This window comes from Kribbella sp. NPDC020701 (assembly GCF_055562215.1).
In genome coordinates this window covers 188,643-212,246 of sequence record NZ_JBVHFT010000006.1, presented here as the reverse complement: position 1 = coordinate 212,246, position 23,604 = coordinate 188,643, and the positions used below count along the sequence as shown (strand labels likewise).

The 23,604-nt window shown below is 68.7% G+C and carries 25 protein-coding genes and 2 tRNA genes; 16 read left to right on the top strand and 11 right to left on the bottom strand.

Translation table 11 applies throughout. The annotated features are described in order from the left end of the window. Positions 1 to 10 precede the first annotated feature (10 nt). From ACZ3HV_RS16625 to ACZ3HV_RS16610, 4 genes are read left to right on the top strand one after another with little or no spacing between them, the layout of a single operon-like run. Positions 11 to 838: a class I SAM-dependent methyltransferase gene (locus ACZ3HV_RS16625; RefSeq protein WP_465685135.1), complete on the top strand. Its 828-nt coding sequence runs from the start codon at positions 11 to 13 to the stop codon at positions 836 to 838. A gap of 34 nt (positions 839 to 872) precedes the next feature. Continuing rightward, complete coding sequence (locus ACZ3HV_RS16620; protein ID WP_360376323.1) at positions 873 to 1,427, top strand: RNA polymerase sigma factor; 555 nt, start codon at positions 873 to 875, stop codon at positions 1,425 to 1,427. Continuing rightward, positions 1,424 to 2,536 carry a hypothetical protein gene (locus ACZ3HV_RS16615; RefSeq protein ID WP_465685133.1) on the top strand — a complete coding sequence of 371 codons (1,113 nt, stop codon included), beginning with the start codon at positions 1,424 to 1,426 and terminating at the stop codon, positions 2,534 to 2,536. Before ACZ3HV_RS16620 ends, ACZ3HV_RS16615 begins: the two co-directional genes overlap by 4 nt. A 48-nt stretch (positions 2,537 to 2,584) precedes the next feature. Beyond that, complete coding sequence (locus ACZ3HV_RS16610) at positions 2,585 to 3,217, top strand: class I SAM-dependent methyltransferase (protein WP_465685131.1); 633 nt, start codon at positions 2,585 to 2,587, stop codon at positions 3,215 to 3,217. A gap of 5 nt (positions 3,218 to 3,222) precedes the next feature. Here the strand turns inward: ACZ3HV_RS16610 and ACZ3HV_RS16605 are convergent, their stop codons facing one another. The 3 genes from ACZ3HV_RS16605 to ACZ3HV_RS16595 are packed head-to-tail and all read right to left on the bottom strand — an operon-like array spanning position 3,223 to position 4,757. Next, on the bottom strand, positions 3,223 to 3,417 hold the full coding sequence (locus tag ACZ3HV_RS16605) for a hypothetical protein (RefSeq protein WP_465685129.1): 195 nt from the start codon (positions 3,415 to 3,417) through the stop codon (positions 3,223 to 3,225). A gap of 9 nt (positions 3,418 to 3,426) precedes the next feature. After that, entirely contained in the window at positions 3,427 to 4,278 is an 852-nt protein-coding gene (locus ACZ3HV_RS16600) for a 3-methyladenine DNA glycosylase (RefSeq protein ID WP_465685127.1), read from the bottom strand. Further along, positions 4,275 to 4,757, bottom strand: a complete 483-nt coding sequence (locus ACZ3HV_RS16595) for a GNAT family N-acetyltransferase (RefSeq protein WP_465685125.1) — start codon at positions 4,755 to 4,757, stop codon at positions 4,275 to 4,277. The genes ACZ3HV_RS16600 and ACZ3HV_RS16595 overlap by 4 nt, the downstream gene beginning before the upstream one ends. Positions 4,758 to 4,798: 41 nt before the next feature. Here ACZ3HV_RS16595 and ACZ3HV_RS16590 point away from each other — a divergent pair, with 41 nt between their 5' ends. The 5 genes from ACZ3HV_RS16590 to ACZ3HV_RS16570 all read left to right on the top strand — a co-directional run bounded on the left by ACZ3HV_RS16590 (position 4,799) and on the right by ACZ3HV_RS16570 (position 8,394). Beyond that, complete coding sequence (locus ACZ3HV_RS16590) at positions 4,799 to 5,587, top strand: fumarylacetoacetate hydrolase family protein (protein WP_465685123.1); 789 nt, start codon at positions 4,799 to 4,801, stop codon at positions 5,585 to 5,587. Then, the gene (gene gltX / locus ACZ3HV_RS16585; RefSeq protein ID WP_465685121.1) at positions 5,580 to 7,124 is read left to right on the top strand and encodes a glutamate--tRNA ligase; all 1,545 of its coding nucleotides are present in this window, start codon (positions 5,580 to 5,582) and stop codon (positions 7,122 to 7,124) included. Before ACZ3HV_RS16590 ends, gltX begins: the two co-directional genes overlap by 8 nt. Continuing rightward, a complete protein-coding gene (locus ACZ3HV_RS16580) occupies positions 7,121 to 8,050 on the top strand; it encodes a lysostaphin resistance A-like protein (protein ID WP_465685119.1) in 930 nt (309 codons plus the stop codon). Before gltX ends, ACZ3HV_RS16580 begins: the two co-directional genes overlap by 4 nt. A gap of 118 nt (positions 8,051 to 8,168) precedes the next feature. Then, positions 8,169 to 8,240: transfer RNA gene (locus ACZ3HV_RS16575), tRNA-Gln, on the top strand. 78 nt (positions 8,241 to 8,318) lie between these two features. Beyond that, positions 8,319 to 8,394: transfer RNA gene (locus tag ACZ3HV_RS16570), tRNA-Glu, on the top strand. A gap of 60 nt (positions 8,395 to 8,454) precedes the next feature. Here ACZ3HV_RS16570 and ACZ3HV_RS16565 read toward each other — a convergent pair. Together ACZ3HV_RS16565 and ACZ3HV_RS16560 are read right to left on the bottom strand one after the other, a co-directional pair. Continuing rightward, a complete protein-coding gene (locus ACZ3HV_RS16565; RefSeq protein WP_465685117.1) occupies positions 8,455 to 10,998 on the bottom strand; it encodes an ABC transporter permease in 2,544 nt (847 codons plus the stop codon). A gap of 3 nt (positions 10,999 to 11,001) precedes the next feature. Further along, positions 11,002 to 11,769 carry an ABC transporter ATP-binding protein gene (locus ACZ3HV_RS16560; RefSeq protein ID WP_465685115.1) on the bottom strand — a complete coding sequence of 256 codons (768 nt, stop codon included), beginning with the start codon at positions 11,767 to 11,769 and terminating at the stop codon, positions 11,002 to 11,004. A gap of 219 nt (positions 11,770 to 11,988) precedes the next feature. Between ACZ3HV_RS16560 and ACZ3HV_RS16555 the strand changes: the two genes are divergently transcribed. Together ACZ3HV_RS16555 and ACZ3HV_RS16550 are read left to right on the top strand one after the other, a co-directional pair. After that, positions 11,989 to 13,284, top strand: coding sequence for a GAF domain-containing sensor histidine kinase (locus ACZ3HV_RS16555; RefSeq protein WP_465685113.1), 1,296 nt, complete (start codon positions 11,989 to 11,991; stop codon positions 13,282 to 13,284). A gap of 1 nt (position 13,285) precedes the next feature. Beyond that, positions 13,286 to 15,301: a hypothetical protein gene (locus ACZ3HV_RS16550; protein ID WP_465685111.1), complete on the top strand. Its 2,016-nt coding sequence runs from the start codon at positions 13,286 to 13,288 to the stop codon at positions 15,299 to 15,301. On the opposite strand, the gene ACZ3HV_RS16545 is transcribed toward ACZ3HV_RS16550, so the two are convergent. From ACZ3HV_RS16545 to ACZ3HV_RS16530, 4 genes are all read right to left on the bottom strand, one after another. Next, positions 15,261 to 15,635 carry a response regulator gene (locus ACZ3HV_RS16545; RefSeq protein ID WP_465685109.1) on the bottom strand — a complete coding sequence of 125 codons (375 nt, stop codon included), beginning with the start codon at positions 15,633 to 15,635 and terminating at the stop codon, positions 15,261 to 15,263. The two genes, ACZ3HV_RS16550 and ACZ3HV_RS16545, sit on opposite strands and share 41 nt — an antisense overlap. A 91-nt stretch (positions 15,636 to 15,726) precedes the next feature. Then, positions 15,727 to 16,407, bottom strand: a complete 681-nt coding sequence (locus ACZ3HV_RS16540) for a response regulator transcription factor (protein ID WP_465685107.1) — start codon at positions 16,405 to 16,407, stop codon at positions 15,727 to 15,729. A 42-nt stretch (positions 16,408 to 16,449) separates the two neighbouring features. Then, positions 16,450 to 17,013 (bottom strand): HdeD family acid-resistance protein, encoded by a 564-nt coding sequence (locus ACZ3HV_RS16535; RefSeq protein WP_465685105.1) that lies wholly within the window; start codon positions 17,011 to 17,013, stop codon positions 16,450 to 16,452. Between the two features lie 77 nt (positions 17,014 to 17,090). Next, positions 17,091 to 17,810, bottom strand: a complete 720-nt coding sequence (locus tag ACZ3HV_RS16530; protein WP_360376363.1) for an IclR family transcriptional regulator — start codon at positions 17,808 to 17,810, stop codon at positions 17,091 to 17,093. A 138-nt stretch (positions 17,811 to 17,948) separates the two neighbouring features. Here ACZ3HV_RS16530 and leuC point away from each other — a divergent pair, with 138 nt between their 5' ends. From leuC to ACZ3HV_RS16505, 5 genes are all read left to right on the top strand, one after another. After that, positions 17,949 to 19,379 (top strand): 3-isopropylmalate dehydratase large subunit, encoded by a 1,431-nt coding sequence (gene leuC, locus ACZ3HV_RS16525; RefSeq protein WP_465685103.1) that lies wholly within the window; start codon positions 17,949 to 17,951, stop codon positions 19,377 to 19,379. 14 nt (positions 19,380 to 19,393) lie between these two features. Continuing rightward, positions 19,394 to 19,993: a 3-isopropylmalate dehydratase small subunit gene (leuD, locus tag ACZ3HV_RS16520; protein ID WP_465685101.1), complete on the top strand. Its 600-nt coding sequence runs from the start codon at positions 19,394 to 19,396 to the stop codon at positions 19,991 to 19,993. Positions 19,994 to 20,376: 383 nt separating this feature from the next. Continuing rightward, positions 20,377 to 21,534, top strand: coding sequence for a magnesium/cobalt transporter CorA (gene corA / locus ACZ3HV_RS16515; RefSeq protein WP_465685100.1), 1,158 nt, complete (start codon positions 20,377 to 20,379; stop codon positions 21,532 to 21,534). A 29-nt stretch (positions 21,535 to 21,563) separates the two neighbouring features. After that, on the top strand, positions 21,564 to 21,749 hold the full coding sequence (locus tag ACZ3HV_RS16510) for a hypothetical protein (protein WP_465685098.1): 186 nt from the start codon (positions 21,564 to 21,566) through the stop codon (positions 21,747 to 21,749). 244 nt (positions 21,750 to 21,993) lie between these two features. Then, positions 21,994 to 22,581, top strand: a complete 588-nt coding sequence (locus tag ACZ3HV_RS16505) for an HU family DNA-binding protein (RefSeq protein WP_465685096.1) — start codon at positions 21,994 to 21,996, stop codon at positions 22,579 to 22,581. 135 nt (positions 22,582 to 22,716) lie between these two features. Here ACZ3HV_RS16505 and ACZ3HV_RS16500 read toward each other — a convergent pair whose 3' ends face one another. Continuing rightward, on the bottom strand, positions 22,717 to 22,923 hold the full coding sequence (locus ACZ3HV_RS16500; RefSeq protein ID WP_360364925.1) for a hypothetical protein: 207 nt from the start codon (positions 22,921 to 22,923) through the stop codon (positions 22,717 to 22,719). A 1-nt stretch (position 22,924) separates the two neighbouring features. Further along, positions 22,925 to 23,596 carry a 2-phospho-L-lactate guanylyltransferase gene (cofC, locus tag ACZ3HV_RS16495; RefSeq protein ID WP_465685094.1) on the bottom strand — a complete coding sequence of 224 codons (672 nt, stop codon included), beginning with the start codon at positions 23,594 to 23,596 and terminating at the stop codon, positions 22,925 to 22,927. Positions 23,597 to 23,604 lie beyond the last annotated feature (8 nt).

The following is a 23,604-nucleotide window of genomic DNA, read 5'->3' as shown; positions in this document are numbered from 1 at the left end:
GGAGACGCCGGTGACGTTGGACGTGGAGACTCAGGAGATGGTGGCCGCCAACGAGGCGGACTGGGACGCGCGGGCGCCGCTGCATGCGGCCAGCCAGTTCTACAGTCAGCCCGCGGAGTACTGGTTCGCCGACTACGAGTGGGACGACCTCGGTGCACTGCGCGGGCGCGACGTACTCCATTTGCAGTGCCATCTCGGGACCGAGACCATCGCGTTCGCCCAGCGCGGTGCGCGGACCACCGGTCTCGACCTGTCGGCGAAGTCGCTGGATGAAGCGCGCCGGATCGCTGCCAACGCCGGTCAGGACGTCGAGTACGTGCATGCCGATGTGTACGACGCGGTCGATGCGGTCCAGGGTCGTCGATTCGACGTCGTCTATACGGGCAAGGGTGCGCTCTGCTATCTCCCGGATCTGCAGCACTGGGCGAAGGTCGTCCACGAGCTCCTGAAACCCGGCGGTGCGTTGTACGTCGTCGAGTTTCACCCACTGCTGAACGCGCTCCGCGAGGTGTCGCTGCCGGGTGAGACCGATGAACTGGTCCTCCGCGCCGACTACCTCGAAGGTCGCGGGGCGATCGCTCACGATTCCACCGTCACGTACACGGGCGACGAGGTTCCCGGTCGGCAGCGCAGCTACGAATGGCGGCACGGGATCGGCGAGCTCGTGACCACTCTTGCCGGTGCCGGCTTCCGCCTCACTTCTCTGCGTGAGTCCGAGGTCCTGCCGTGGCCGCGGTGGCCCTCGATGCAGCAAACGCCGGAAGGCTGGTGGCGGCTGCCGGACGAGGCGCCCCGCATTCCTTTGCTCTTCGCGCTGAAGGCCGTTCGGACGGATTGACTCAACCTTTCGTCGCCGGGATCGTCATTCAGGTATGGGGCTGATCCTGGGAGACGCGGTGAGCGGCGACGAGGCGGGGCCCACGCCGGGGCGTCCGGCGGGGTCAACGCCCACGCTCACGTCTGGGTTCGAGGCGTTGTTCCGGGCGCAGGCGGCGCGGCTGGTGCGGCTGGCGCATCTGCTCGGCGCGGAGGATGCGGAGGACGTGGTCCAGGAGGCGTTCTGCCGGCTGTACGCCGTCCGCCGGCACCGCGAGATCGCGAACCTCCCCGGGTACCTGAACCGGATCGTGGTCAACGAGGTGCGGTCGCGACGCCGGCGCAAGCTCATCGCCGACCGCAAGATCCTGCATCCGGTCACGGCCGCCCCGGCCGACGAGCAGGTCGAGCTGGCCGAGTCGGTGCTCGGGCTGCTGCGGGCGCTCGACCGCCTGGCGCCGCGGCAGCGCGAGGCGCTCGTACTGCGCTACTGGCTCGATCTACCCCTGGCCGACATCGCCGACGCGATGCAAGTGCGCGTCGGCACGGTCAAGTCACTCGTCAGCCGCGGCCTGGCCAGGCTCGCGGTAGAACTCGAGGAACACCGATGAACGAACCCGAGCGCCGGCTGACGCAAGACCTCGATCGGGCCGCCACACAGGTGAAGGTCGACGTCAACCAGCTGTGGCAGGCCTTCCACGAGCGCACTGCGGAGTCACCCGCCGGCGCCCCGATCAGCCGCCCAGCAGGCTGGCGCCGGCGAGTCGCGCCGTACCTGGCTGCTGCCTCGGTGGCGAGCGTCCTCGTCGTCGCCGCGCTATTTGCCAACGGCAACAAGCCGTCGGCGATCACGACGACACCGGAACCCGTGATCTCGACGAGCACTCCGTCGAGCGGACCGCTGCCGAGCGCGATCGGCGCCTGGGCGTGCCAGGACCGGAGGGTGATCGAACCGGGCATCAACTCCGTCACGGGCAACCGGGTTCGCGCCGTCCTCGATCCCACCGAGACGCCGCCGGAAGCGATCGTGTACGGCGTACCGCGGTATCAGTTCACGCTCAACGGCACGACCGGCGTGCTCGATTACGGTGATTCCTCCGGTCGGCGCATCGCCCGGACCGAGTTGACGTACACGATGACCGGTTGGCTGGTCGGCCGGCGCACAACGTGCTCGGGGCCGGCAGGACGACAGTCACTGGATCCGGCCGCGCTCGGTAAGTACACCTCGTCGCCGTTGCCGCTGGATCCGCAGTCGGCCCAGGTCAAGGCGACCCCGCCGATCGGAGATCCGATCCTGCTCGACGACCGCAGGTACTACGACTCGACGGGGATGCTGCACCATCGGACCCTGTATGCCTTCGCGGTCGAGGGTGGTTACCAGTTCGCCAGCATGCCGGCTGACGGCTCGTACCGGACCGGTGCGGAGACCGAAGACACGATTGGCGCTGCCGACATGTCACCACCGGCAGTGACCAGTGACACCTACATCTTCGGCGGTAGCGACAGCCTGGGTCTGGTCCTCACACTCCTCACCACGAACAAGACCGTGGAAGGTTTGACCTCACGCGACGCCACAACCGGAGCCGCCGGCGCAGCCCAGCAGTTCACGTTCCCGAAGGGACGCACGCTCTACACGGTCGTCCCCGCACCCGCCCGCCAAGGCGCAACCCTCGTCACCATCCACCGCAGCACCGGCGACGACCCGCCCCGACGCTTCTAGGCCGAGTATTCAGTCGAAGCCCGAGCCCGATCCTTCTACCATCAGCCTGTGACAGACGATGGGCGGACACAGCGCGAGAGCGACCTGATCGCGTACTACAACAACGAGGTCGAGGCTCGCGTCGGCCGGGATCTCCCCGACGCACGCGTCGCCCGGCGTACGGCGTACCTCGAGCAACTGGAGCGTGAGGGGCGCCGGACCGTTCTGGAGATCGGCTGCGGTCCCGGGCGCGACGGACAGGCGATCGCCGATGCTGGGTTCGACTACACGGGCGTCGATCTCGCGCCCGCCAGCGTCGAGACGTGCCGTTCGATCGGCCTGAAGGCACAGGTTGCCTCGGTGCTGGACCTGCCGTTCGAGGACGCGACCTTCGACGCGGGCTGGACGATGAGCACCCTCCTGCACGTGGCCGACGAGGATCTCGACCAGGCGCTCGCGGAGATCGTCCGAGTCCTCCGCCCGGGTGCGCCACTCGCGGTCGGCCTCTGGGGTAACGCCACCGGCGGCGAGCAGGTCTGGCAAGACGACTCCGGCTTCGGCCCGGGCCGCTTCTTCAGCATCCGCACCGATGCCGGCCTCCGTGAAACCCTCGACCGCCACGCAACCGTCGAGGAATGGCTCACCTGGGACGACGGCCGCGACATGCACTACCAATGGGCAGTCGTCCGCAAGGCGACCTGAATCCGTCAGCGTTTCCGGGGCCCTCGGAGCGCGACGTACACCAGGGACACTCCGGCGGCAGCCACGATGGGGCCGACGATGGCCCAGAAGGAGCTGCCTGTCATCGAGCTGCCCTTGAGGTAGCCGAGGCCTTGGAGGGTCCAGATCGCGCCGATGGCTAGGAGCAGGGCACCCAAGGCGATGGCGACGATCTTTCCCATGGAGTGAGGTTAGCGGAGGAGAACGTCGCAGAGGTCGACGAGTTGCCGGCGGAGCGGGCGGGCGCGGTCGGCGAAGCCGCGTTGGGCGGCGGCGTACTCGGCTTTGCCCGCCGGGGTTTCGATGAGCACCGGCTCGTAATCCAGGGCGGACAGGTCGTACGGCGACGCGCGCATGTCGAGGGTGCGGATGTCGCGGGCCAGCTCGAAGCAGTCCAGCACCAACGCGCTCGGAGTGAAGGGCATGAGCTTGGAGGCCCATTTGTAGAGGTCCATGTTGGCGTGGAGGCAGCCGCCTTGTTCGAGCGAAGGCTGGGACTCGCGGGTCGGCTGCAGCACGTTCAGCGGTCGTGCGGGCGACGTGAAGAAGCGGAACGCGTCGAAGTGCGAGCAGGCGATCTTGTGCGACTCGACCACCTGGTCGGTGCCGGCGGCGCCCAGCCGGAGCGGCCATTTCTCATGACGTACGGCGGGTGTCCGATAGACCATCGCCCATTCGTGCAGCCCGAAACAGCCGAACTGTGGTTGCCGATCGAGAGTCGCGGCGAGGAGCCGGCGGATCCACCGGATGCTGTCCGCGCGACGCGAGATCTCCGCCGGATCCAGGCCGGCTGCTCCGTCGACGTACGTGTACCCGCGGCGCCCGTCGTACTCGGACGCCTCGAGCAACCGGACGCCGGGGCCGGGGTGCCAGACGCGGAGCTGGTTCGGCCGGGTGGGGTAGTAGGTGAAGAGGAAGTCCTCGACCGGGTGGGGTTCGCGGCGGCGCCGGCGTTCGAGGTGATCCGCGACCAGGCAGTCGACCCGGCGATGGTGGGCCGCCTCGAGAGGCGTCCACTCGGCAAACGTCAGCGTGGCAGTCACAGGTCCAGGGCGAACGCCCACAGGTCGACTCCGGCGATCGGGGACCAGTCGCGGGCTGGCAGCCGGACGAAGCCGAGGCGCTCGTACACGCGGTGCGCGGTGGTCATGTAGATCGCGCTGCACATCACCAGCCGGGCCAGGCCCAGCTCCCGGGTGCGATCGACGCAGCGCTCGGTCAGAGCGGTCCCGATGCCCAGTCCGCGCGCCCGGCCGGCGACTCCGAGCATCCGGAACTCGCCCTCGCCGTCCTGGCCGATCTCCCGGTAGACAGAGCCCGGCGGGCAGTAAGTCACCGTGCCGAGCAGCCCGGTGGCGTCCGCCGCGACCCACAGCTCCGCCTTGGCCGCCCGGTCGGCGGCCGCACGCAGCGTCATCGCGTAGTCGCCCCGGACGAAACCGTCGTGCGTGTAGGCCTCCACGGTCAGCTCGCCGACCGCGTCGTACTCGCCCGGAAGCGCCGGGCGGATATCAACAGTCACCGGATAACTGTCTCATTCCCTCGCGACGGTAGGCTCGGGCCGTGCGTATCGCCAGATTCTCCGTCGACGACGAACCGAAGTACGGCGTCGTCGAGACCGACGACCCCGAAGGACTCGTGGGCACCGTTGCGGTGCTCGACTCGGACCCGCTCTACCGGCCGGTCCAGTTCACCGGGGAGAAGCTGCAACTGGCCGACGTCCGGCTGCTCGCGCCGGTGATCCCGCGGAGCAAGGTGGTCTGCGTCGGGCGCAACTACGCCGCGCACGCCCAGGAGCTCGGCAACGAGGTGCCCAAGGAGCCGATGATCTTCCTGAAGCCGAACACGAGCGTGATCGGCCCGCGGGACGGCATCATCTACCCCGAGCAGACCAACGACCTGCACTTCGAGGGCGAGCTGGCGATCGTGATCGGCCGGATCTGCCGGGACCTGCCCAAGGAGCGGGTCAACGAGGTGATCTTCGGCTACACGGTGGCCAACGACGTCACCGCCCGCGACCTGCAGAAGTCCGACGGGCAGTGGGCCCGGGCGAAGGGGTACGACACGTTCTGCCCGCTCGGCCCGTGGATCACCACCGAGCTGGACGCGTCCGACGTACGGGTCACGACGGAGGTGAACGGCGAGCCCAAGCAGGACGGGCGGACCTCGCAGTTCATCTTCGACATCCCGGAGGTGCTGGCCTACATCACCTCCTTCACCACGCTGCTGCCCGGCGACGTGGTGCTCACCGGCACCCCGGCGGGGGTCGGCCCGATGCTGCCCGGCGACGAGGTCTCGATCAGCATCGAAGGAATCGGAACTCTGACGAACAAGGTGATCGTGCGTGACTGACCGGCCTGCCGCTGCTTCCTTTGCCGACGACGGCGACGTCCTGGGCGGCCTGGAACCGAACCAGGTCCGGGTGCGGTTCCCACCGTCGCCGACCGGGCTGCTCACGGTCGGCAACATCCGCAGCGCGCTGTTCAACTGGGCCTTCGCCCGGCACTACGGCGGCACGCTGGTGCTCCGGATCGAGGACACCGACCAGGCCCGGAACACCCCCGAAGCCTTGGGCTACACGCTCGAGTCGCTCCGCTGGCTCGGCCTGACCTGGGACGAAGGCCCCGAGGTCGGCGGCGAGTACGGCCCCTACAAGCAGTCCGAGCGGATGGACATCTACGCCGATGTCGTCGCCAAGCTGCTCGCGGCGGGCAGGGCATACCACTGCTACTGCTCGCAGGAGGAGCTCGACCAGCGCCGCGAGGCCGCTCGCACCGCCGGCCAGCACAGCGGGTACGACGGCCACTGCCGTGTCCTCACCGACGAGCAGGTCAAGGCGTACGTCGACGAAGGCCGCCGGCCCGTGGTCCGGCTCCGGATGCCCGACCGGCCGATCGTGTTCGACGACCTGGTCCGCGGCGAGATCACCTTCCTGCCGGAGAACCTGGGCGACTACGTCCTGGTCCGGGCGAACGGTTACCCGCTCTACCCGCTGGTGAACCCGGTCGACGACGCGCTGATGGAGATCACCCACGTGCTGCGTGGCGAGGACCTGCTCCCGTCGACGCCGCGGCAGATCGCCCTCTACGAGGCGCTTGCCGAGATCGGTATCGGCGGCGGCCGGACGCCGCGGTTCGGGCACCTGCCGTTCGTAATGGGCACCGAGGGCAACAAGAAGCTGTCCAAGCGCGACCCGGGCGCGGGGCTCGGCGAGTACATGGAGCGCGGCTTCCTGCCCGAGGGTCTGCTCAACTACCTGGCCCTGCTCGGCTGGTCGATCGCCGACGACCGCGACGTGTTCACGATGGCGGAGATGGTCGAGGCGTTCGACATCCGCAAGGTGAACGCGAACGCGGCCCGGTTCGACCCGAAGAAGTGCGAGGCGATCAACGCGGCGCACATGCGGATGCTGCCGGCCGACGACTTCGGGGCCCGGATGATCCCGTTCCTGGCCAAGGCCGGGGTGCTCCCGGCCGAGCCGTCGGCGGACCAGCTCGCGCTGCTGCAGGCCGCCGTACCGCTGGTGCAGGAGCGGATGAACTCGCTGTCGGAGTCCGTCGACATGCTCGGGTTCCTGTTCGTCGACGACGACGCGTTCACGATCGACCCGGATGCCGCCGCGAAGGTGCTCACCGGTGACGCCGGCGCGGTCCTGGAAGCGTCGGCCAAGGCGCTCGCGGACGTCGACTGGACCACCGAGGCGATCGAGGCGGCGCTGCGCGCATCGCTGATCGAAGGGCTCGGGCTGAAGCCGAAGAACGCGTTCGGCCCGGTCCGGGTGGCGATCTCCGGTCGCCGGATCTCCCCGCCGCTGTTCGAGTCGCTGGAACTGCTCGGCCGGGAGAAGTCGCTGCACCGGCTCGAGCGGGCCCGTCGTACGACGTCATGACCGCAAGCGAACCGGTCGAGACGCAAGCCCCGACCTACCTGCGGCTGCTGCGGAACCCGTACGCGCCGCGGGGGTTCGTCGTGCTCGGCGCGCTCGCGATCCTCGTCGGCTGGATGATCGCGAGCATCGTCATCCTGAGCTTCCAGCAGGTCATCCGGAAGGATCCCGAGGACACGGTCTCGTGGTTCGGGCTGCTGGCGACGAACCTGTCGCTGATCGTCCTGATCCCGCTCTGCATGCTGGTCGCGCGGACGCTCAACCGGCAGACCCCGGGGCTGCTGTCCTCGGTGGTCGGCCGGCTGCGCTGGAAGCCGCTGGCCTGGTTCGCGGTGGCGGCGGTCGCACTCGAACTGGTGATGCTCGCGGTGATCCAGTTCGGCGGCATCGAGCTCGCCGGTGGTGAGCGCCACGGTGGTGGTGCCGCGCCGGACGCGATCGCCGTGATCGCGGTCACCTTGCTGACGTCGGCGTTCCAGGCGGCGGGGGAGGAGTACTTCTTCCGCGGCTACCTGCTGCAGGCGGTCGGCGCGCTGGTTCGGAGTGCCGTGATCGCGATCCTGGTCACGACCGTCCTGTTCACGGTCGCGCACGGGATCTGGCCGTGGCAGAGTCCGGCACTGTTCCTGGACCGGTTCGCGTTCGGTCTGGTCGCGGGCCTGCTCGTCGTACGCACGGGTGGGCTGGAGGCCTCGATCGCGGCGCATGCGGCGAACAACGTGGTGACGTTCATCTTCGCGGCTTTGACGGACAGCGTGGGCGCGAGCCTCGGTGTTCAGGACGCGCCGTGGTCGCTGGTGACGGTCGACGTGGTGAAGTTCGCGGCCTTCGGTGCGGTCGCGCTGTGGCTGGCCCGGCGGATGAAGCTGGACAGCGTCTGCGCGTTGCCGCTGACCGCTGCGCCGGGACCTGGCAAGAGGCTGGTGTGACGGGAGTGACAACCCGCCCGAGGGGACCCCGTTTTGGTGTCCAGGCACTTGCTCGGGTACTCTCTTCGAGCCAGGTTGTGAGGGCGGAAACAAGCTCACAACGGTAGTGAAATGCCTTTGGGGTATGGGGTAATTGGCAGCCCGTCTGATTCTGGTTCAGTTAGTCTAGGTTCGAGTCCTAGTACCCCAGCGGATTGGACCGCACCGATGGAAATCGGTAGAGTTCAACCTCGTTGCCCGGCCCGCAAGGACCGGTCGACATCGCTCTGGCCCCGTTGTGTAGCGGCCTAGCACGCCGCCCTCTCAAGGCGGTAGCGCGGGTTCGAATCCCGTCGGGGCTACCAGAGAATCGAAGGCCCGGACCTCACGGTCCGGGCCTTCGTCAGTTTCCGTTCAACCGGATCTCAGTCCGCCACCACCGCCTTCAAGACATCGACCTTGGCGGCGGACCTGGCCGGTCCGACGGCCGCCAGAACACCCGCGACCGCGGCCAGCACCACGTACAGCGCCACCTGCAGGCCGGGGATCGAGATGGCCTTGATGCCCTCGTCCGCGAGTGCCTGCGACAGTGCGAGCCCCAAGCCGATGCCGAGGGCGGCGCCGGCCAGCGCACCGATCAGGCTGATCACCACGGACTCCCAGCGCACCATCGCCCGGACCTGAGCCCGCGTCATGCCGACCGCCCGGAGCAGGCCCAGCTCACGGGTCCGCTCGAAGACCGACAGCACCAGGGTGTTGACGATGCCCAGCAGGGCGATGATGACCGCCAGCAGCAACATCACTGTGACGAAGGTGAGCAGCTTGTCGATGAAGCCGCTGGCCTCCTTCTCGAACCCCTTGCGATCGAGCACCTTGGCGTCCGGGTGGTCGGCCAGGGCCGCGGTGATGGCCTTCTGGACGGTCGACCGGTCGGCGCCGGGGACGAGCGTGACCAGGCCGGAGGTGATCAGCTGCGGACCGGCCGCGGCGGTCTGAGCGGCGATGCTGATGACGTAGTCGTCGCTGATCCAGCCCTTGCTGTCGTAGATGCCGACGACCTTCATGGTGTGCTTGCCGGTCTCGGCGAACTCGGTCCCGATGGTGTCGCCGACCTTCCACCCGTGCGTCGTCGCGGCCGACTGCGCCACCACGATCCCGGTGGTGCCGAGGTCGGACACGGAGCCGGCCGACAACCGCAGGTTCAGGCCCGCCGTCGCGGTGGCCGGGTCGACGGAGGAGTAGCTCGAATCCGCACCGTTGAACCGGGCTTGACCCCAGCCACTGGCAGAGACCTTGTCGACGCCGGACACACCCTGGACCGCCTTGATCGCTTCCGGGCTGTAGCCCGGGCCTTGGGCACTCGACGGAGTGACGAACAGCGAGGCGTTGGTCGAATCCCCGATGATGTCTCCGAACGATGCCTTCAGCGACGAGGCGAACACGCCCATGCTGACCACCAGGGTCAGGCCGACCATCAGCGCGGCGGCCGTGGACGACGTACGGCGGGGATTGCGCATCGCGTTCTGCCGGGCCAGTTCGCCGGGCAGGCCACGCATCCGCAGCGGTACGCCGATCAGTGACGCCAGCGGACGGGCGGCAGCCGGAAGCAGCATGAGGACGCCGACGATGATGGCCAGCAGGCTGGGGCCGAACAGCTTCATGTTCAGGTCGGCATACAAGGTCATGAACAGTCCGGTCAGACCGATGACGGTGACGACGGCCCCGCTGATCACCCGCTTCCTCGTCGGGTTGCCGGAGCCTGGCACTGCCTCACGCAGAGCCTCTACCGGCAGCACCTTCGTCGCCCGGTAGGCCGGGACGAGTGCCGCCACGACGGTGACCACGGTGCCGACCAGCAGGGATACCACGATGGTGCGCGGCTCCACCTGCATCGACGTACTGGGCAGGCTGAAGCCGACGGCGCCCATCAGCAGGTTGAGGCCCTTGGCGACGAGTAGGCCGAGACCGATACCGACGGCCGACGCGACGAGGCCGAGCAGCAGCGCCTCGAGCACCAGGCTCCGGTTCACCTGGCGCCGGGTGGCGCCGATGGCCCGCAGCAGGGCGATCTCCCGCGACCGCTGGGTGATGGTCATGGTGAACGTGTTCCAGATGATGAACGAGCCGACGAACAAGGCGATACCGGCGAAGACCATGAACAGGATGGTGACGACCTTCAGGTCATTGTTCACCGCGTCCGCGGACTCCTTCACCACGGTCGCACCGGTGACCGCCTCGGCGCCGTCGGGCAGCACCGTGGTGATCCGTTGCACCAGGTCGGCCGGTGCCGTCCCGGGATCGGCGCTGACGCCGATCGAGTCGAAGAAGCCGGGTGCGCCCAGCACCTGTTGCGCGGTCGCGGAGTCGAAGTACGCGCCCGTCGTACCGCCGAGGTTCTTCTCGCCGCCGAAGCCGACGGTGCCGACCACGGTGAACTCCTGCGTCGGACCGTTGAACAGCACCTTGATCGTGGAGCCGAGCGCGATGTGGTGGTCCTCGGCGCTGGTGGCGTCGATCGCCACCTGGTGCGCACCTGAAGGCGCGGTGCCGGTGAGGAGCTTGACGTCACCTCGCAGCGCGGGATCGGCCGGCAGGCTGTAGCCCATGGTGGGAGCTCCGCCGCTGGTCAGCACGGCCCGGCCGGCGTTGTCGGTCAGCAGCGCGTAGCCGCTCACCGAGCCCTCGGCGGTGCGGACCCCGTCGGCCTTGCGTACCTGGGTGAGGACCGAGGCGGGGATGGGCGCCCGGCTGGTGCCGATGCCTTCGGACTGGCTGTAGGCGGCCTCGGCGCGGACGACCGCGTCGGTGCCGGCGGAGACCTTGCCGAACAGCTGGTCGAACGCCAGGCGCATGGTGTCGGTCAGGACCAGGGTGCCGGCCAGGAACGCGACCCCGAGCGCGATCGAGGCAATGGTCAGGACGAGTCGCACCTTGTGCGCGAGCATGCCGCGCAGCGTTGCAGTGAACATGGCTCAGGCTCCTAGATGCTTCATGAAGTCGAGAACGGCGTCGGCCGTCGGCTCGAACATCTCGTCGACGACGTGCCCGTCGGCCAGGAACAGGACCCGGTCGGCGTAGCTGGCGGCAGTCGGGTCGTGGGTGACCATGACGACCGTCTGGCCGAGTTCCTTGACGGCCTTGCGCAGGAAGCCGAGTAGTTCGGTTCCCGCGGCGGAGTCGAGCGCGCCGGTGGGCTCGTCCGCGAAGACGATCTGCGGACGCGAGGCGAGTGCGCGGGCCGCGGCGACCCGTTGCTGCTGACCGCCGGACAGTTCGGTCGGGCGATGGCTCAACCGGTCGGCGAGGCCCAGCTTGTCGACGATCGACTTGACCCAGATGTCGTCCGGCTTGCGGCCGGCGATGCGGATCGGAAGAACGATGTTCTCCGCGGCGCTCATCGTCGGAAGCAGGTTGAACGACTGGAAGATGAAGCCGATCTGATCCCGGCGTAGCAGCGTGAGCGCCTTGTCGTTCAGTGAAGTGATCTGGGTGTCCCCGAGGAAAACCTCGCCCGACGTCGGCCGGTCGAGGCCGGCGAGCATGTGCAGCAAGGTCGACTTGCCCGAGCCGGACGGCCCCATGATCGCGGTGAACTTGCCGGCCTCGAGGCTGACATAGACGTCTTTGAGCGCGGCGATGGTCGCGTCACCGGTGCCGTAGAACTTGCTGACGCCCTCGGCCCGGGCTGCGGCCGTCACCGGAGCAGTGGTGCTGCCGGTCGTGCTGATGGTGGCAGACATGTGTGATTCTCCCTGTGGCTGGATTCGTTGTGCCTGGTTTCGACCCCCCGGTCGAGCGGCGTGATCCCAGCAAAGGCGATCCGGCCGCCTGGTCCCATCGGGCTGGGCGCACGGCACCCTGGCGCTGGCCGCGGGCAATCAGCGGACGATCGTGCGGCTGACCCCACCCCGGGGGTTCGGGCACTCCCATCGCGGCGTCGGTGGGCGCAGACTGCAGAGGTGAGGTTGTGGGGGCGACGGCGTACCGGCCGTGAACAACTCGCTGGTCTGCTGGTGCTGGGTGGACTCGTGGTGTTCGTGGTGCTGGTGTACGTCGTCATCGTTCTCGGCGGCGGTGTTCTCATCGGCCACACGTCGTCGCCGCAGATAGGACTCTCGGTGCTCGCGACAGCGGTGGTCGCACTCTCGCTCGGGCGAGTGCAGTCACGGCTCGAGGTCGTCATGTCGCGGCTGGTGCACGGCGGATCGCAGTCGCCGTACGAGGTTCTGAGCCGATTCTCGCCGGCGGTGACCGGTGGCCCGGCGAACGATGACCTGCCGGCCCGGATGGCCGAAGTGCTGGCCGCCGGGACGGGCGCCAAGGCCGCGCAGGTGTGGCTGATGGTCGACGGCCGGCTGAGGCTCGCCGCAACCTGGCCGTCCGCTGACGGATCGGGGGAGGCCGGCGAGCTGCCCGGTCGGCGGCAGTTGCCGGTGCGCCAGGCCGGCGAGCTGCTGGGCGTTCTGGTCGTTCAGGAACACGAGAACGAACCGCTCACGCCGGTCGAGGAACGGCTCTTCGTAGGGCTGGCCAATCAGGCCGGGCTCGTACTGCGCGGCGCGCGGTTGCGGGCCGAGCTGGTTCATCGACTCGCGGAGCTGTCCAGGCTCGCAGCGGAACTGCGGAGGTCGAGGCAACGACTCGTCGACGCGCAGGACGCCGAACGGAAGCGGCTCGAGCGCGACATCCACGACGGCGCCCAGCAGCACCTGGTCGCGCTCGCGGTGAACCTGAGGCTCGCCCACACGTTGGCCGGCCGGTCGCCGCAGCGGGCCGATCGGCTGGTCGCGGAGCAGTGCAAGGCAGCCACCGCGACCATCGAGGCGATCACCAGCCTCTCGCGGGGCATCTACCCGAGCCTGCTTGTCGACGAAGGGCTTGCGGTCGCACTCCGGACGGCGGTCTCCTGGAGCCCCCTGCCGGCCGAACTGGTCGCGGCTGATATCGGCCGGTACCCGGCCGGCGTCGAGGCCGCGGCGTACTTCTGCGCACTGGAGGCGCTGCAGAACTCGGCCAAGCATTCGTCGGCGAAGGCGATCCGCCTGGACCTGCGGGGCAGCCCCACGCTGCTGGAGGTGAGCGTCCAGGACGACGGTGCAGGGTTCGATCTCGGGGCGGCGCACGCCGGCGCAGGTCTGGCCAACATGCGTGATCGGGTCGAGTCGGCCGGCGGAACGCTGACCATCGAGACGACACCGTCGCGCGGCACTCTGGTAGCAGCCAGACTGCCGGGCGCGCGCCGGCCGGTGGATTGACATGTACGCGCGAGTGGCCTGGGCGCTGACCGCGCTCACCGTGCTGATCGCCGGTGCCGATGTCTGGGTCACCTCCGCCTACCGCCAGCTACTGTCCGAGGAAGCCGTCGCCGTGCACGGTTTCCCGTTCGTCACCGCGGCCGTCGTAGGGTGCTCGGCGATGGGCGCGCTGATCGTGGCACGGTGGTCGCGGCACCCGATCGGCTGGCTGCTCTGCCTGATCGGCTTCTTCTCGTCGATCTCGTTGCTGACCGAGGCCTACAGCGTGTGGGTGGCCACGGCCGACGGGCCGGGGTCCCAGGGCCTCGGCGGGATCGCGGGCTGGATCTCCGCCCTGCTGGGTGGATACCTCTCGTTGGCTGCGCTTGCCATCCTCTTCCTGGTTGCGCCGGACGGCCGGCTGCTGTCCCGCCGCTGGCGCGCCGCGGCCATCGTGACGTTGGTGGGGTACGTCTGTTACACCGGGGGCCTGCTCACCTTGTCGCCGACCGAATACGACATCGACCACCAGGACGTCGGGCCGATCGGCAGTCTGCTGCCCGTCCTGGGGCTACCTTTCATAGCCGGTGGTCTGGTCGCCGCGATGGTGTCCATGGTTCTCCGCCTGCGTCGCAGCCGGGGAGTGCAGCGGCAGCAACTGCGGCTGATCGCGCTGTCGGCGGCGTTCGTTGCCTTGAGCTTCATCTTCCTGCTCGTCGTCCAGCTGCTCAACGGCGGACGGCAGACCTGGATCTCGAGCCTCCCCTTGTTCGTCTCCTACTTCTTCCTGCCACTGCTGTTCGCCGTCGCGGTACTGCGCTACCGGCTGTTCGACCTGGACCTGATCATCAACCGGGCCGTCGTCCTTGCCCTAGGCACCATTTTTGCCGGGATCGGCTACGTCGGTCTGGTCCTTGCGGTCGCAGCCCTGCTCAACACCCAGACCAGTGGATTCTGGCTGTCGCTGCTCGCCACCGCGCTGGTCGCACTTGCGTTCCAGCCGCTCCGCGAACGGGTCGTCCGGTTGGCCAACCGGCTGGCCTACGGGGCCAGGGCGTCGCCCTACGAGGCACTTTCCGACTTCAGCCGTCGCCTCACGGAGCCTCCGTCACCGAACGCGCTGCTGCCTGCAGTGGCGGAAGCAGCCGGGCGCGCGGTGTCCGCGCGGTCCTCCACCGCGGTCCTTCAGGTTCCCGGCCTGGTGGGGATATCCGACGTCTGGCCCGGCCCGGCCGACGGAGAACCGGACTACCAGGTGCCTGTCCGGCAGGGTGGCGACACCCTCGGCAGCATCGGCGTCACGATGCCGAAGGGGCGCGGGCTCCGGCCCGCGGACGAGCAGCTGCTGCATGATCTGGCGGACCAGACCGCGCTGGCCTTCCGCAACGCCGCGATGGAGGCCGAGCTGGCGGGGCACGTGGCTGCCCTCGATCAGACCACCGAGGCGCTGGAGGAGTCCCGGCGAAGGATCATCGCGGCCGACGACGCCGCTCGCCGCCGGCTGGAGTCCGCGATCACCCGAGAGGTGTTGCCCTACCTCCAGCCGATGCCGGAGCGGTTGAGCCGCCTCAGCGTCGCGAAGTCCGGGAGCGCGGCGACAGACGAACTCGAGCAGCTCGTTGACGATACGAACGCGGCGCTCGACTCGTTGCGGGCACTGACGCAGGGGCTGTTCCCCACCCAGCTGGCCCGGGCGGGGCTCGCTCGCGCGCTCAGCTCACATCTGGCGCGGAGCGGGCAGGAGGTCGCTCTGCACGTCGAGCCGTCGGCTGACCGGCGGTTCCCGGCCAGGGTCGAGGCGGCGGCGTACTTCGCCTGTGTCGAGGCGGTGCGCGCCGGATCCATGGCGGCCGGTATCGATGTCCGGATCGCGGCCGCTGAGTTGGTCGTGCAGATCCGCGGCCTCGCTCGCGATCAGATCGACGTACAAGCGATCGTCGACCGGGTCGAGGCCGCGGACGGACGGCTGTGGCTTGATGAGGCTGGCCTGATGTCGGTCAGTATTCCGGTTGAAGCCGGCGAGCCCACGCGGCAGTGAGCAGGTCCGGACCGAACGTGGCCTTGGCCAGGTACGACGCAGCTCCACAGCCGGCGAGGTCGAACTCGTCCTGGTCATAGGTCGAGAGCAGTACGACGACCGGCGGGGCGGCGTCCCGGGTGATCCGCCGGGTGGCCTCGATGCCGTCGATGCCGGGCAGGTTGACGTCCATCAGCACGAGACTCGGGCGCAGCCTGGTGACAGCGAGCAGCGCCTCTTCGCCGGATGACGTGGACGCGACGACGACGAATCCGTCGGTCTCCGACACGACGGCAGCGATCGCCCGGCGGAACGGCTCCTGGTCGTCCACGATCAGGACGCGTACGTCGGTCACTGGTTCACCTCCTGTCCGCCATCGTGGGGGACAGACCGGAGCGGCGACAGGGTGCTGTCCGCCCGGACTGGTGCGGTTGCCCCCACCGACGTCAGCGGCCGGCCGGCCCACCGGTCGCTTCGAGGAACGCGAGGACGGCCATCACGCGCCGGTTGACGTCGGACTCGTCGGCCAGGCCGAGCTTCTGGAAGAGCGAGCTGATGTGTTTCTCGACGGCGCGGGTGCTCATGAACAGGGCCTTGGCCGTCGCCTCGTTGCTGCGGCCGGCGGCGAGTTCCTGGAGCACCTCGCGCTCGCGGTCGGTCAGGCCGGGCAAGGGTGAGCGCGAATCCCGCGCCTTGCGCGCCAGCAGACCCTCGACCACCCGGGCATCGAGGACGGAGCCGCCGCGCGCAACGTCGTACAGGGCTCGCAACAGCTCGTCGCGTTGCGACACCCGTTCCTTGAGCAGGTACCCGAGGCCGGCGACACCGTCGGACAGCAGGTCGAACGCGTAGTCCTCCTCGACGTACTGCGACAGCACGACGACCCCGATCGACGGGTGGTCGGCGCGGATCCGCTTGGCGGCGTCGATGCCCTCGGTCGTGAAGGTCGGGGGCATCCGGATGTCGGTCAGGACGGCGTCCGGCCGGTGCCGGGCCACCGACTCCAGCAGCGCGGCCGGATCGGTGACCACGTCGACGAGCTCGACGTCCTCGGTCTCGGTGAGCAGCGCGGAGATGCCTTCGCGCACGAGGAAGTTGTCATCCGCAAAGACAACTCGTAACGCCACGGCACTCACTCTAGGCCCGCCGTCCAGGCCGGGCCGTGGTTGTCAGGCCGGGGATGGGCTGGTGTGCGCTGGGCCGGTCAGTTCGCGGCGTACGGACAGGCCCACGCCGATCAGGACGACGCCCCAGATCAGGGCGGTGACTCCGAGCAGTACGGCGATGCCGACGGCGCCGGCGCCTGGATTCGCGGCGAACAGGATGCCCAGCAGGATCGAGAGAGCGCCGCTCAGCACCAGCAGCCAGCGGGGCGTCACCCGGTTGCTGCTGAACGCTCCGAAGAGTTCAAAGACGCCGCGGATGACCAGCCAGATGCCGAGGATCCAGGTCAGGGCCTTCGCGGTCAGCCCCGGGCTGGTGATCGCGAAGAACGCGGCGATCAGGGCGATCACGCCGAGCGTGATCAGCCAGAGCCGGCTACCGCGGGACTCCGGCTGGAATGCCTGCATGATCGAGCCGATGCCGTCGACCAGGGCCCAGATACCCCAGAGCAACGCCAGCGCGATCGCCGTGTTGATCGGCCAGACGATCGCGATGATCCCGAACACGATGCCGATCACGCCGCGGACGAGCAGCATCTTCCAGCCGAGAGTGAACCAGTCCCGCTCCATGTAGACCTCCTAGAGGCTTCTCAACCTCATGGTGATCCCAGCGTGACCGGTTGACAACTACCGTGAGCGGGTCACGACTACTCAGAGGCGCGACGGAGCGCTTCGGAGAGGCGCTCGGCGGCCGCCATGACCGCGGGAGCGTGCATCCGGCCGGGCTGGCGGGACAGCCGCTCGATCGGGCCGGAGACCGAGACCGCCGCGATCACCTTGCCGCTGGGCGACCGGACCGGAGCGGAGACGGACGCGACACCTTGCTCGCGTTCGCCGACCGAGTGCGCCCAGCCACGACGCCGTACGCCGGCCAGTGCCGCAGCGTTGAAGGTCGAGTTGTGGAGGCCGCGGTGCATCCGCTCCGGGTCCTCCCAGGCGAGCAGTATTTGCGCTGCCGACCCGGCTGCCATCGTCAACTGGCTACCGACCGGCACGGTGTCGCGCAGGCCGGACGGACGCTCCGCGGCAGCGACGCAGACCCGGTACTCACCCTGGCGGCGGAACAGCTGCGCCGATTCACCGGTGATGTCTCGCAGTCGCGCCAGTACGGGGCCGGCGGTGGCGAGCAGCCGGTCCTCGCCGGCGGCGGAGGCCAACTCACTCAGTCGCGGACCGAGCACGAACCGTCCCTGCATGTCGCGTCCGACCAGACGGTGGTGCTCCAGCGCCACCGCCAGGCGGTGCGCCGTCGGGCGGGCCAGTCCCGTGGCCGCCACCAGGCCGGCCAGGGTCGCCGGCCCGGACTCGAGGGCGGACAGAACGAGAGCTGCTTTGTCGAGAACGCCGACTCCGCTAGAGTTGTCCATGAGACGATATTGCCGTCTCGAATCGTGGAACGCAAGTCGCTTCTGCCCTGGGTTCCGGAGCACTGTGAGCGATAGCACCTCACCAGAAGCCTCACCCGGGGCGCCGGGGCGGGACAAGTATCAAGGAGGAGAAGTCTGATGGGTAGGACGTTGTCGGAAAAGGTCTGGGATGCGCACGTCGTGCGCCATGCCGACGGAGAGCCCGACCTCCTCTACATCGACCTCCACCTGGTGCACGAGGTGACCAGCCCGCAGGCCTTCGACGGACTCCGGCTGGCCGGCCGGCAGGTCCGGCGGCCCGACCTGACCATCGCCACCGAGGACCACAACGTCCCGACGTACGACGTGGACAAGCCGATCGCCGACCCGGTGTCGCGCACGCAGGTCGACACGCTGCGCAAGAACGCCGAGGAGTTCGGCATCCGGATCCACACCCTCGGCGACCCGGACCAGGGCGTCGTGCACGTGATCGGCCCGCAGCTCGGCCTGACCCAGCCCGGCATGACCGTGGTCTGCGGTGACAGCCACACCTCTACTCACGGCGCGTTCGGGGCGATTGCCTTCGGCATCGGTACGAGCGAGGTCGAGCACGTGCTCGCCACCCAGACCCTGATGCAGGCCCGGCCGAAGACGATGGCCGTCACGGTCGACGGCGTGCTGCCCGACGGGGTTTCGGCCAAGGACCTGGTGCTCGCGCTGATCGCGCAGGTCGGCACCGGCGGCGGCCAGGGCTACATCGTGGAGTACCGCGGCGAGGCGATCCGGGCGCTGAGCATGGAAGCCCGGATGACGATCTGCAACATGTCGATCGAGTGGGGCGCGAAGGCCGGCATGATCGCGCCGGACGAGACCACGTTCGCCTACCTGCAGGACAAGCCGCACGCGCCGCAGGGAGTCGACTGGGAAGCGGCCGTCGAGTACTGGAAGAGCCTGGCCACCGACGAGGACGCGACCTTCGACCGCGAGGTCGTGCTGCGGGCCGAGGATATCGCGCCGTTCGTCACCTGGGGTACCAACCCCGGCCAGGGCATCCCGCTGTCGGAGAACGTTCCGTCCCCGGCCGACTTCGACAACGAGAACGACAAGGTCGCGGCCGAGCGCGCGCTGGAGTACATGGGCCTCAGCGCCGGTACGCCGATGCGCGAGATCCACGTGGACACGGTGTTCCTGGGCTCGTGCACCAACGGCCGGATCGAGGACCTGCGGGCCGCGGCCGGCGTGCTGGCCGGCCGGAAGGTTGCCGAAGGCACCCGGATGCTCGTGGTTCCCGGCTCCGGCCGGGTCCGGCTGCAGGCCGAGGCCGAGGGCCTGGACGCGATCTTCAAGGACGCCGGTGCCGAGTGGCGTGGGGCCGGTTGCTCGATGTGCCTGGGCATGAACCCGGACCAGCTGGCTCCGGGGGAGCGCAGCGCCTCCACGTCGAACCGCAACTTCGAAGGCCGTCAGGGCAAGGGCGGGCGCACCCACCTGGTGTCACCGCTGGTCGCCGCCGCCACCGCGGTCACCGGGACCCTCGCGGCCCCCGCGGACCTTCCGCCCGTCGACGTCGCCGTACCCGAGAACGTCTGAGGAGCAGCAGAATCATGGAAGCCTTCACCCAGCACATCGGTACTGCGGCCCCGCTGCGCCGGAGCAACGTCGACACCGACCAGATCATCCCCGCGGTCTACCTGAAGCGGGTCACCCGGACCGGCTTCGAGGACGGGCTGTTCGCGGCCTGGCGCAACGATCCGGCGTTCGTCCTCAACCAGCCCGAGTACGACGGGGTCTCGGTGCTCGTGGCCGGACCGGACTTCGGTACCGGATCGTCGCGGGAGCACGCGGTCTGGGCCCTGCTCGACTACGGGTTCCGTGTGGTCGTGTCGTCGCGGTTCGGCGACATCTTCCGCGGCAACTCGGGCAAGGCCGGACTGCTGGCGGCCCTGGTGGACCAGGACGTCGTCGAGCAGCTGTGGACCACGATCGAGGCCGACCCGGGCACCAAGGTCACGGTCGACCTGGAGAACAAGACGATCTCGGCCGGTGACGTCTCGGCGACGTTCGAGATCGACGACTACACCCGCTACCGGCTGCTGAACGGCCTCGACGACGTCAGCATCACCTTGTCCCACGAGGCCGACATCGCGACATACGAAGCAACCCGGCCGTCCTTCAAGCCGGCCACCCTTCCCGCCAAGGCCTGATACTCGGCCAGACAGGGTCATGGGGCCTCCCGGCCTGGACTGAGGAGCGCAGGGAGCGAAGCGACCGGAGCGACGAGGGAAGGCCGGGAGCCAAGGCCCCATGACCACGCCGGTGCCGAAGGCCCGGCCCAAAGCGGAGTTATCGCCGCCGTAACGTCGGGGACGTCGGCGGCGATAACTGTGGTGTTACCCTTGCGGGGGTTGTCAGAACAAGGCTTGCGAGACCAAGGAGGTGAGGCGCTGATGAACAGCGATCCCTCCAGACATACCGGTCTCGCTCGACCTTGAGAGGCTGAATCCTCTGGTAGTTGCGGCTTGAGTGCCGTGGGGGTCGGGCAGACGCGTGCCCATCACTCACTCGCTTCACCGCACCTGGAGGACCCATGTCCGACCTGCGCCTGCGCACGCTCCGTGCCTTCGGCCGTACCCCGTCGCTGCGTGCCGCCGCCCGCCGTCATGCCGAGATCGCTCCCGTCGTGGAGCCGGACGCCTTGCCACGCGAAGCCCCGAAGCCCAAGGGGCACAGCGTCGTCGACAGCGCGATCTACTGCGGCGGCAGCCGGGTCGCCTCACCGGGATCGCTGGCCGAGACCTATCGCGTGCTGCACAAGGCCCCGAAGAGCCTGGCCTGGATCGGCCTGTACCGGCCGGACAGCCGCGAACTCGCGTCCCTGGCGCAGGAGTTCGACCTGCACGAGCTCGCCATCGAGGACGCCATCCAGGCCCACCAGCGGCCCAAGCTGGAGCGGTACGGCGAGACGTTGTTCGTGGTCCTCAAGGCCGCTCGCTACCGGGACGCGACCGAGGAGGTCGAGTTCGGCGAGGTGCACCTGTTCGTGGGCCCGGACTTCGTGGTGACGGTCCGGCATGCCGAAGCGCCCAACCTGGCCGCGGTCCGCCGCCGGGTCGAACGCGATCCCGAACTCCTCAACCGCGGCACCGAAGCCGTGCTCTACGCGATCATGGACAAGGTCGTGGACGGCTACGCTCCGGTGGTCGCCGGTCTCGAGAACGACATCGACGAGATCGAGACCGAGGTCTTCCGCGGTGACCCGAAGGTGTCGCGGCGCATCTACGAACTGTCCCGTGAGGTGATCGAGTTCCAGCGCGCGACCCGGCCACTGGTCGGCATGCTGGAGTCCCTGCGCGGCGGCTTCGAGAAGTACGGTGTCGACGAGGAACTGCAACGTTCACTGCGCGATGTGGCCGACCACGTCACCGAAGTGGTGGAGAAGGTCGACGGCTTCCGCGAACTGCTGCGCGACATCCTGACGGTGAACTCGACGCTGGTCGCCCAGGAACAGAACGAGGAGATGAAGAGCCTCGCGATCGCCAGCAGCGCGCAGAACGAAGAGGTCAAGAAGATCTCCGCGTGGGCGGCCATCCTGTTCGCGCCGACCTTGATCGGCACCGTCTACGGGATGAACTTCGACAACATGCCCGAACTGCACTGGGAGTACGGCTACCCGTTCGCGGTCGGCCTGATGGGCATGGTGTGTGGCGGTCTGTACCTCATCTTCAAACGGCTCAGCTGGCTCTGACATGCTGTCCGCCAAGGAGGTGGACAGCCATGTGGGTGTTCCTGCGCAGAAAGCTGATCATGTGGGCGATCCTGGCGATCGCGATCCCGTTGCTGGACTGGTTGCTCGGCAAGGTGGCCGCCGAGTTGCGTGCCAGGAAAGGTGACTCGGCCCTGACCAGAGGGCTCGACACCGCCCGGTCAGGGGTACGAACGCTGCGCGGAAAGCGCCGCTGAACGGGGCTTCGGGGTGGTGCGAAGGTGATCGCAGCGGTATCACTGTGGGCATCGGATCGTTGCTCTACAGGGATTCGGAGACCTCATCAGGACCCTTCAGAGGCCGGATCGGGCGAAATTGTGGCCCGAATCGCCCAAAACAAGGCCGAATTGCCGCGTTGGTGTTTGTGAACCGCCACTTGAGTCCATAACGTTCCTGTGAGATCGAGCGCTGTGCTCGACGTCTAGTTCACGGAGGGAAGCAGTGAACAAGAGCCAGTTGGTCGAAGCGCTCGCAGTGCACTTCGACGGAAACCGCCGCCAGGCCCAGCACGCGTTGGAATCGGTGATCGACACCGTTGAGCGCGAGCTGACCAAGAAGGGTGGCAAGGTCGCCATCACCGGTTTCGGTGCCTTCGAGGCCATCGAGCGTGGGGCGCGCATCGTGCGCAACCCGCGGACCGGTGAGACCAAGCGCGCCAAGAAGACCGTGGTTCCGAAGTTCCGTGCGGGTGCGGAGCTGAAGGCCGTTGTCTCCGGCGCGAAGAAGCTGCCGAAGCTGGTCGTTCCGAAGCCGGCCGCGACCGCCACCAAGGCGGCTGCCCCGGCGAAGAAGGCTGCTCCGGCCAAGGCCGCAGCGACCAAGACCGCCGCCGCGAAGAAGGCGACGGCGACCAAGACGGTCGCGAAGAAGGCGGCCCCGGTCAAGGCGGCTGCCAAGAAGGCCCCGGCCAAGACCGTCGCCAAGAAGGCGCCGGCGAAGAAGGCCCCGGTCAAGACCGTTGCCAAGAAGGCGCCGGCCAAGAAGGCCCCCGCCAAGAAGGCTCCGGTGAAGCGCGCAGCCGCTCGCTGACCTTCAGCACTGCAGCACCGCACGACAGCACCGCACTACAGCGAAGGCCGGTCACCCCACTCCAGGGGCGACCGGCCTTCGCCGTGTGCACAGTGCAATCTTGGCCGGGCCGTGTCCGGGTGCCTCCGGCAACGTTCAGAGCTCGGTGGCGAACTCCACCTTGGTGATGGTCAGCCCTTCCCCGGAACCCTTGGTCTCCAGCCGCACCCGCTGGCCGACGCGCAGATGCCGGACCGGGGTATCGGCCACCGCGTGCACGGTGAACGGCAGTTCGACGCCGCGGTCGGTCAGCACCGCACCGGAGAACGTCTCGGTGTCGTAGCGGCTCACAGTCCCTTGCATGTCAGCAGGCTAGACCCTCGGTCCCGGTCGCCGCACCGAGGACCAGCGACATCACGTCCGCCGTGGCCGGACCCACACCCAGTTGTACGGCGTGCGCCAGATCGGCTGCCGTGTCGACATCACGACGTACCGACTCGATGGTGGTCAGCTCGATCGGCACCGCCCCGGACGCCTGGTGGGCTAGTGCGGAACCGACGCCGAAGCGCGGATCGAGCGCGACCCCGGGAGCTGCCGCGAGCAGCGTCGTACCGGTGCCGGGAAGGTCGACCACGAACGACCGCGGCGCCACGCACGCGGCCAGTGCGGCGGTCAGTTCGTCCGGACGCAACGCGGGCAGATCCGCGGAGAGAGCGGCCACCGCGTTGCCCGGGAACTCGGCAGCGGCCACAGTGGCTCCATGCAGCAAGGCTTCGTTCAGCCCGGCGCCCGGGAGATCGGGGACGACGCGCGCGCCCACCGCGGTCACGTCCGCGGCCACCACGGGATCGTCGGTGACGACCAGGACCGCACGCACCAAGGGAGAGGCGAGGGCGGCCGCAGTAGTGTCGACAGCGAAGGCGCGGGCGAGCTCCGGGCGGTGCTGAGGGTAGGCGGGGGCGAGCCGGCTCTTCGCGATCGCCGTACGCTTCACCGGGATCGCCAGGATCCAGGGAGCGACCTGTAGGTCTGCCATCAGGCAGG

What these genes read in the sequence shown, in the direction of transcription:
- ACZ3HV_RS16620 (WP_360376323.1), top strand. Translation starts at nt 873, where the DNA reads ATGGGGCTGATCCTGGGAGACGCGGTGAGCGGCGACGAGGCGGGGCCC.
- ACZ3HV_RS16510 (WP_465685098.1), top strand. Translation starts at nt 21,564, where the DNA reads ATGTGGGTGTTCCTGCGCAGAAAGCTGATCATGTGGGCGATCCTGGCG.
- ACZ3HV_RS16615 (WP_465685133.1), top strand. Translation starts at nt 1,424, where the DNA reads ATGAACGAACCCGAGCGCCGGCTGACGCAAGACCTCGATCGGGCCGCC.
- corA (WP_465685100.1), top strand. Translation starts at nt 20,377, where the DNA reads ATGTCCGACCTGCGCCTGCGCACGCTCCGTGCCTTCGGCCGTACCCCG.
- cofC (WP_465685094.1), bottom strand. Translation starts at nt 23,596, where the DNA reads ATGGCAGACCTACAGGTCGCTCCCTGGATCCTGGCGATCCCGGTGAAG.
- ACZ3HV_RS16530 (WP_360376363.1), bottom strand. Translation starts at nt 17,810, where the DNA reads ATGGACAACTCTAGCGGAGTCGGCGTTCTCGACAAAGCAGCTCTCGTT.
- ACZ3HV_RS16560 (WP_465685115.1), bottom strand. Translation starts at nt 11,769, where the DNA reads ATGTCTGCCACCATCAGCACGACCGGCAGCACCACTGCTCCGGTGACG.
- leuC (WP_465685103.1), top strand. Translation starts at nt 17,949, where the DNA reads ATGGGTAGGACGTTGTCGGAAAAGGTCTGGGATGCGCACGTCGTGCGC.
- ACZ3HV_RS16605 (WP_465685129.1), bottom strand. Translation starts at nt 3,417, where the DNA reads ATGGGAAAGATCGTCGCCATCGCCTTGGGTGCCCTGCTCCTAGCCATC.
- leuD (WP_465685101.1), top strand. Translation starts at nt 19,394, where the DNA reads ATGGAAGCCTTCACCCAGCACATCGGTACTGCGGCCCCGCTGCGCCGG.
- ACZ3HV_RS16550 (WP_465685111.1), top strand. Translation starts at nt 13,286, where the DNA reads ATGTACGCGCGAGTGGCCTGGGCGCTGACCGCGCTCACCGTGCTGATC.
- ACZ3HV_RS16500 (WP_360364925.1), bottom strand. Translation starts at nt 22,923, where the DNA reads ATGCAAGGGACTGTGAGCCGCTACGACACCGAGACGTTCTCCGGTGCG.
- ACZ3HV_RS16565 (WP_465685117.1), bottom strand. Translation starts at nt 10,998, where the DNA reads ATGTTCACTGCAACGCTGCGCGGCATGCTCGCGCACAAGGTGCGACTC.
- ACZ3HV_RS16580 (WP_465685119.1), top strand. Translation starts at nt 7,121, where the DNA reads ATGACCGCAAGCGAACCGGTCGAGACGCAAGCCCCGACCTACCTGCGG.
- ACZ3HV_RS16535 (WP_465685105.1), bottom strand. Translation starts at nt 17,013, where the DNA reads ATGGAGCGGGACTGGTTCACTCTCGGCTGGAAGATGCTGCTCGTCCGC.